The sequence below is a fragment of the Streptomyces apricus genome, from assembly GCF_008369065.1.
GTDB classification, from domain to species: domain Bacteria; phylum Actinomycetota; class Actinomycetes; order Streptomycetales; family Streptomycetaceae; genus Streptomyces; species Streptomyces apricus.
This window is the reverse complement of record NZ_VDFC01000070.1, coordinates 1-5,043: the sequence shown is the minus strand read 5'-3', so window position 1 is coordinate 5,043 and position 5,043 is coordinate 1. Positions and strand designations below refer to the sequence as shown.

Annotated in this window: 6 protein-coding genes; all 6 read left to right on the top strand. The window is 74.2% G+C overall.

Going from position 1 to position 5,043, the window contains the following annotated elements:
- Positions 1-164 precede the first annotated feature (164 nt).
- The 6 genes from FGF04_RS33525 to FGF04_RS33500 all read left to right on the top strand — a co-directional run bounded on the left by FGF04_RS33525 (position 165) and on the right by FGF04_RS33500 (position 4,938).
- Positions 165-707, top strand: coding sequence for an RNA polymerase sigma factor (locus tag FGF04_RS33525; RefSeq protein ID WP_149515162.1), 543 nt, complete (start codon positions 165-167; stop codon positions 705-707).
- Positions 704-1,594 (top strand): cupin domain-containing protein, encoded by an 891-nt coding sequence (locus FGF04_RS33520; protein WP_149515161.1) that lies wholly within the window; start codon positions 704-706, stop codon positions 1,592-1,594. The genes FGF04_RS33525 and FGF04_RS33520 overlap by 4 nt, the downstream gene beginning before the upstream one ends.
- The gene (locus FGF04_RS33515; RefSeq protein ID WP_149515160.1) at positions 1,591-1,791 is read left to right on the top strand and encodes a hypothetical protein; all 201 of its coding nucleotides are present in this window, start codon (positions 1,591-1,593) and stop codon (positions 1,789-1,791) included. Before FGF04_RS33520 ends, FGF04_RS33515 begins: the two co-directional genes overlap by 4 nt.
- 71 nt (positions 1,792-1,862) lie before the next feature.
- The gene (locus FGF04_RS33510; protein ID WP_149515159.1) at positions 1,863-2,741 is read left to right on the top strand and encodes an ABC transporter ATP-binding protein; all 879 of its coding nucleotides are present in this window, start codon (positions 1,863-1,865) and stop codon (positions 2,739-2,741) included.
- On the top strand, positions 2,738-4,294 hold the full coding sequence (locus tag FGF04_RS33505) for an ABC transporter permease (protein ID WP_188114346.1): 1,557 nt from the start codon (positions 2,738-2,740) through the stop codon (positions 4,292-4,294). The genes FGF04_RS33510 and FGF04_RS33505 overlap by 4 nt, the downstream gene beginning before the upstream one ends.
- Positions 4,282-4,938 (top strand): ABC transporter, encoded by a 657-nt coding sequence (locus tag FGF04_RS33500; RefSeq protein ID WP_235882631.1) that lies wholly within the window; start codon positions 4,282-4,284, stop codon positions 4,936-4,938. The genes FGF04_RS33505 and FGF04_RS33500 overlap by 13 nt, the downstream gene beginning before the upstream one ends.
- The last annotated feature ends 105 nt before the right edge of the window (positions 4,939-5,043 follow it).

Below are 5,043 nucleotides of genomic sequence, written 5' to 3'. Positions count from 1 at the left end.
GAGCGGACGCCTGCGGCGGGGGMGCCGGAGGGGCTGGMCACCCGTTCGGGTGATGGTGAGCGTAATGGTGACGGCAGAGTCCGCGGTGCGGGCTGTTTCGGGGTGGTGCCAGGGTTTTTCTGCCGGGCGTGAACCGATCGGTGGGGCTCGTGCGATGAGGGGGTGTGAGGGAAACGAGAAGCGACGGGGATCTGCTGCGGGCCATCGCCGCGGACGGCGACCGGCGCGCCTTCGAGGAGCTGTACAGGCGGTATGCGCCCTGGCTCGGAGCGAGGCTGCGCGGTCGCTGCGCCGATGCCGGGACGGTCGACGACGTCGTGCAGGAGACCTTCCTCGCGGTGTGGCGCGGCAGCGCCCGCTACCGCGAGGAGGGGGACGTGGCCGGCTGGCTGTGGCGGATCGGTTCGCGGCGGCTGATCGACACGCTGCGCGGCGACGGCGCCCGGGGTCGGCTGCGGCAGGCGCTCGGCCGGCTGCGGCACCGGGAGGAGGCGTCCGCGGAGGAGCGCGTGCTCGCGGGGGTGGAGCACGGGGACCTCGCGGGCGCCCTGGTCCGGCTGTCGCCGGAACTGCGCTCGGTCCTGCAGGCCACGGTCATCGACGGGCTGACCACCCGCGAGGCGGCCGTCCTGCTCGGCATCCCGCCGGGGACGGTCAAGACACGGGCCCAGCGGGCCCGCAAGCAGCTGCGGGAGGAGTTGGCATGAGTGAGACGAACGAGGTCCGCGAGACCGTGCCGACCTGGCACGTCGCGCGGGAGGATCTCCGGGCGTACGGGCGGGGCGAGCTGGCGCCGCCGATGCTCTGGTCGGCCGACACCCACCTGATGGCCTGCGCGCACTGCCGGGCGGTCCTCGCCGAGGTGAGCGACCCGGCCCCGCTCGACGAGGGCTGGGAGCGGCTCGACGCCGAGCTGGACGCACCGCGCCCCGGCCTCATGGAGTCGCTGCTCGTACGGACCGGGATGGCCGACCACACGGCACGGCTGCTCGCGGCCACCCCCGTGCTCCGGCTGTCCTGGCTGGGCGCGGTCGCCGCCGTGCTGGCGATGACGGTGGTCGCGGTCAACTCCAGCCGGGCGCCGGGCACCCTCTCGCTGTTCCTCGCGCTGGCCCCGCTGCTGCCCCTCGCGGGGGTCGCGCTGTCGTACGGCCCCGCCCTCGACCCGACCTACGAGATGGCCGTGGTGTCACCGATGCACGGGTTCCGGCTGCTGATGATCCGCACCGTTCCCGTCCTGACGGTCGCCCTCGTGCTGAACGGCCTGGCGACGCTCGCCCTCCCCTCGTACGGGGTGCGGGCCCTGGCGTGGCTGCTGCCCGCGCTGGCGCTCACCGCGACCGGGCTCGCCCTGACCCCCCGGCTGGGCCCGGTCCTCGCGCCCGCCCTGGTCGGCGGGGTGTGGGTCGCCCTGCTGGTGGTCGCGCAGATGAGCGGCGACGGCACCCTCGCGCCGTACACGGTGCCGGGGCAGGGGGTCGCCGCCGCGGTCGCCGCGCTGGCCACCGGGTTCTTCTACCTGCGCCGCGACCGCTTCGACGCGGTCTCCGCGCGCGTGCCGTTCACGGGTCCGTCGGGCGGGGGTGCGCTGTGACGTCGGTTGCCACGCGCAGGCGGCTCAAGCTGCTCAAGGCCGGTCTGCTGATGACGGCCTGGGTGCTGCTGAGGGTGCTGCAGTTCCTCGTCGTGCTCGTCTGGACGCTCGTCTCCGCGTTCGTCTCCAGCTCCGCCGGCCGACGGGGGGCGTTCTCGTCCTCGTCGTCCTCGTCATCTTCCGACGGGGGCGACTGATGAGGACCGCCGTCGCCTTCCCCCACCCCTCCCGTCCCTCCCGTCCCCGCCCCTTTTCCCTGGAGCCACGCATGTCCGACCTTCTTCCGGCGCCGACGGTGTCCGCCGCCGGTCTCACCCTCCGCTACGGGAGGACGGCCGCGCTCGACGACGTGTCGCTGCGGCTCGGTGAGGGCGTCACCGGACTGCTCGGGCCCAACGGGGCGGGCAAGACGACCCTGTTGCGGGTGCTGGCCACCGCCGTGCCGCCGGACCGCGGGGCGTTCTCGGTTCTCGGGCACGACCCGGGCACGTCGGCCGGCCGGCAGGAGGTGCGGCGCGTGCTCGGCTATCTGCCGCAGACACCCGGTTTCCATCCGGACTTCTCCGCCTTCGAGTTCGTCGACTACGTGGCGATCCTGAAGGAGCTGACGGACCGCACCGCCCGGCACCGCGAGGTGCGGCGCGTCCTGGACGCCGTCGCGCTCTCCGACGTACGGGGCAGGCGCTTGAAGAAGCTCTCCGGCGGGATGCGCCAGCGCGTCGCCCTGGCCGCCGCCCTCGTCGGCGACCCCGGATTCCTGGTCCTGGACGAGCCGACCGTGGGCCTCGACCCGGAACAGCGCATGCGCTTCCGTGAGTTGATCGCCCGCGCGGGGGAGGGGCGGACCGTCCTGCTGTCCACGCACCAGACCGAGGACGTCGCGATGCTCTGCCACCGCGTGATCGTCATGGCAGGTGGCCGCGTCCGCTTCGAGGGCACCCCGGCCGAGCTGGCGGCGCGCGCGGCGGGCCGGGTGTGGAGCAGCACCGAGCGGGACCCCGGCGCCTGGGCCGGCTGGCGCACCGGTACGGGTTCCTTCCGCAACGTCGGCGATCCCCCCGAGGGCGCCGACCTGCTCGAACCGACCCTGGAGGACGGCTACCTGCTCACCCTCGACGGCGAGTCCTCCGAGGTGAGGGCCGCATGAGCACGGTGCTGGAGACACCCGCGCGGGCCGTCGGCCCGACCCATCCGCCACGCCCCTGGGCGGCCGTGTTCGCCCTCGCCCGCTTCGAGGCGCGCGAGCTGCGCATGACCGTCTCCTTCGCCGCCATAACGGTCCTGTACGTGGCCTGGATCGTCTGGCAGGTCATGGAGCGCCAGGGCGACTACCCGATCCTCCAGGACGTCGACCGCGGCACGCAGGCCATGCCGATACTGATGGCGCTCTCCGTCATGCTGGGCGTGAACCGCGCGGTCCTGCGCTCGCGGCGCTGCGACACGGACCGGCACTTCGGCGTCCTGGCCGTCGAGCCGTGGCGGCGCACGGTCGCCCATGTGCTGTCCGTCGTCCCGGCGGTCCTGTTCACGGCGGTGTGCGTCACCGTCCAGTTCACCTGTGCCGCGCTCAAGCCCGGGGCGGCGGGACACGGTTCGCCCGCCGAACTGGCCGTCGGCCCGCTCACGGTCCTGCTGGCCGGTGCCGTCGGCGTGCTGCTCGCCCGGCTGGTCCCCTCCGTCACCGCCGTGCCGCTCTTCCTCGTCGTGCTGCTCTTCGGGCAGGTCTTCGTGGCGGCCCCGTCCGACTCCGACTGGTCGACCTGGCTGGGCCCGGTCGTCACCGAGAGCACCGCCGGTCCGTTCCCCTCCGACCTGCTGGGCCGGCCCGCCGCCTGGCACGCCCTGTACCTCGTCGGGCTCGTCCTGCTCATGGCGCTGCTCGCGGTGCTGGTCAGCGGCGGCCGCACGGGAGTCGTCAAGGCGGCCGTCGGGGGAGCGCTCGCGCTGACCCTGGTGGGCGCGGTCGGTCAGTCCGGTGGCACCCCGGCCGCCACGACGGCGGCCCGCGAGCGGATGTCGACCACCCCGGAGAAGTTCCGCTCGTGCCTCCAGCACGGCAGGTCCTCGTACTGCGCCTTCCCCGAGTGGACCGGCCGCACCGCCGACTGGGCCGCCGTGGTCGACCGCGTCCAGAACCTCGCGGGCGGCAGGGCCGGCGGTGAGCGGCTGACTGTGGAACAGCGCATCGACGCCCGCTACGGACTGGACAGCGACGCCGCGCTCGCCCCGTCCACCGAGCCCGGCCATGTGACCATCGGTACGGGCTGGGGCGGCAACCGCGTCCCGGAGTTCGCGGCGGTCGTGGCGTCCGTGCTGGTGGCGGGGGACGAGAAGGCCGGCAGCGAACTGTGCGACGCCCGCCTGGTGACGGTCATGTGGCTGGCGCTGGGCGGGGAGTCCGACCCGATGTCCGCCCTCCGTGACGTCCGCATCGACGACAACGTCTCCGGTTCCTCCCTGGTCCTGTCACCCACCGAACCCTTCGTGATGAGTGCCGAGCAGACCCGGATTGTCGCGGAGCTGCTCCAGAGGCCGCGCTACAGCGTGGCCGGCAAGGTGAAGGCCAAGTGGACGGAGCTGACGTCACCCAGGACATCGATCGCGCGGGTGGCACAACTGCTCGGAGTGCCGGTCTCGACCGCATCGGATGCGGCGGACTCGGACTCGGCGGACTCGGACGGTGACTCGTGCGAGAGGTGACGGCCGTGCCCCGGGCCCTGCTCCGGCCCGTGTGGCGCACCCTGCCCCGGCGCGCGCTCGTGGCGGCCGCGGCGGCGGGGCTCCTGCTGGCCGCCGTCCCGCGGATGCAGTCCGGTCCGCCCGACCCGCAGCTCGGTCTCTTCGCCCTGCGGGCCGCCGCGCTCGCCTTCGGCCTGGGCCTGGCGTTCCTGCTGGACGACCCGGCCCGCCACCTCACCACGGCGGTGCCGGTTCGCCGCCCGGTGCGCATCGGCCTGCGGGTGGCACTGGTCCTGCCGTGGGCCGTGCTCTGCTGGACGACGGCGCTGCTCCTCGTCCCGGCCCCGGCCCGTCCGCCGGCCGGTGACCTCACCCTGGAAGCGGCCGCCACCGCGGTACTGGCGCTCACGGCGGCGGCCCTGATGACCCGTCGCACGCTCATCACCGAGCCGGGGGTCATGACATCGACCTGGCTGCTGTGCACGGCGGCCGCCGCGTACCTCCTGCTCCCGCACGACCGGACGCTCCTGGTGACCCCGGACGATCCCCGCTGGCAGACCACCCACACCCACTGGGCCCTGCTCCTGGCTGCGGCGACGGCGGTGGGGCTGAGAGCGTGCACGGACCCCGTGAGAGCAAGGCTCAGACCGCGTCTCTCCTCGTGAGGGCGCAGCCCGAAGCGCGAACCCCGCGGACCCGGCCCCTCCGTCCCTCAGGACCCCGCCAGGCCCCGAGGCCCCGTCAGGACGCAGCCAGACCCCCGCTAGGAC

What these genes read in the sequence shown, in the direction of transcription:
- FGF04_RS33520 (WP_149515161.1), top strand. Translation starts at nt 704, where the DNA reads ATGAGTGAGACGAACGAGGTCCGCGAGACCGTGCCGACCTGGCACGTC.
- FGF04_RS33505 (WP_188114346.1), top strand. Translation starts at nt 2,738, where the DNA reads ATGAGCACGGTGCTGGAGACACCCGCGCGGGCCGTCGGCCCGACCCAT.
- FGF04_RS33510 (WP_149515159.1), top strand. Translation starts at nt 1,863, where the DNA reads ATGTCCGACCTTCTTCCGGCGCCGACGGTGTCCGCCGCCGGTCTCACC.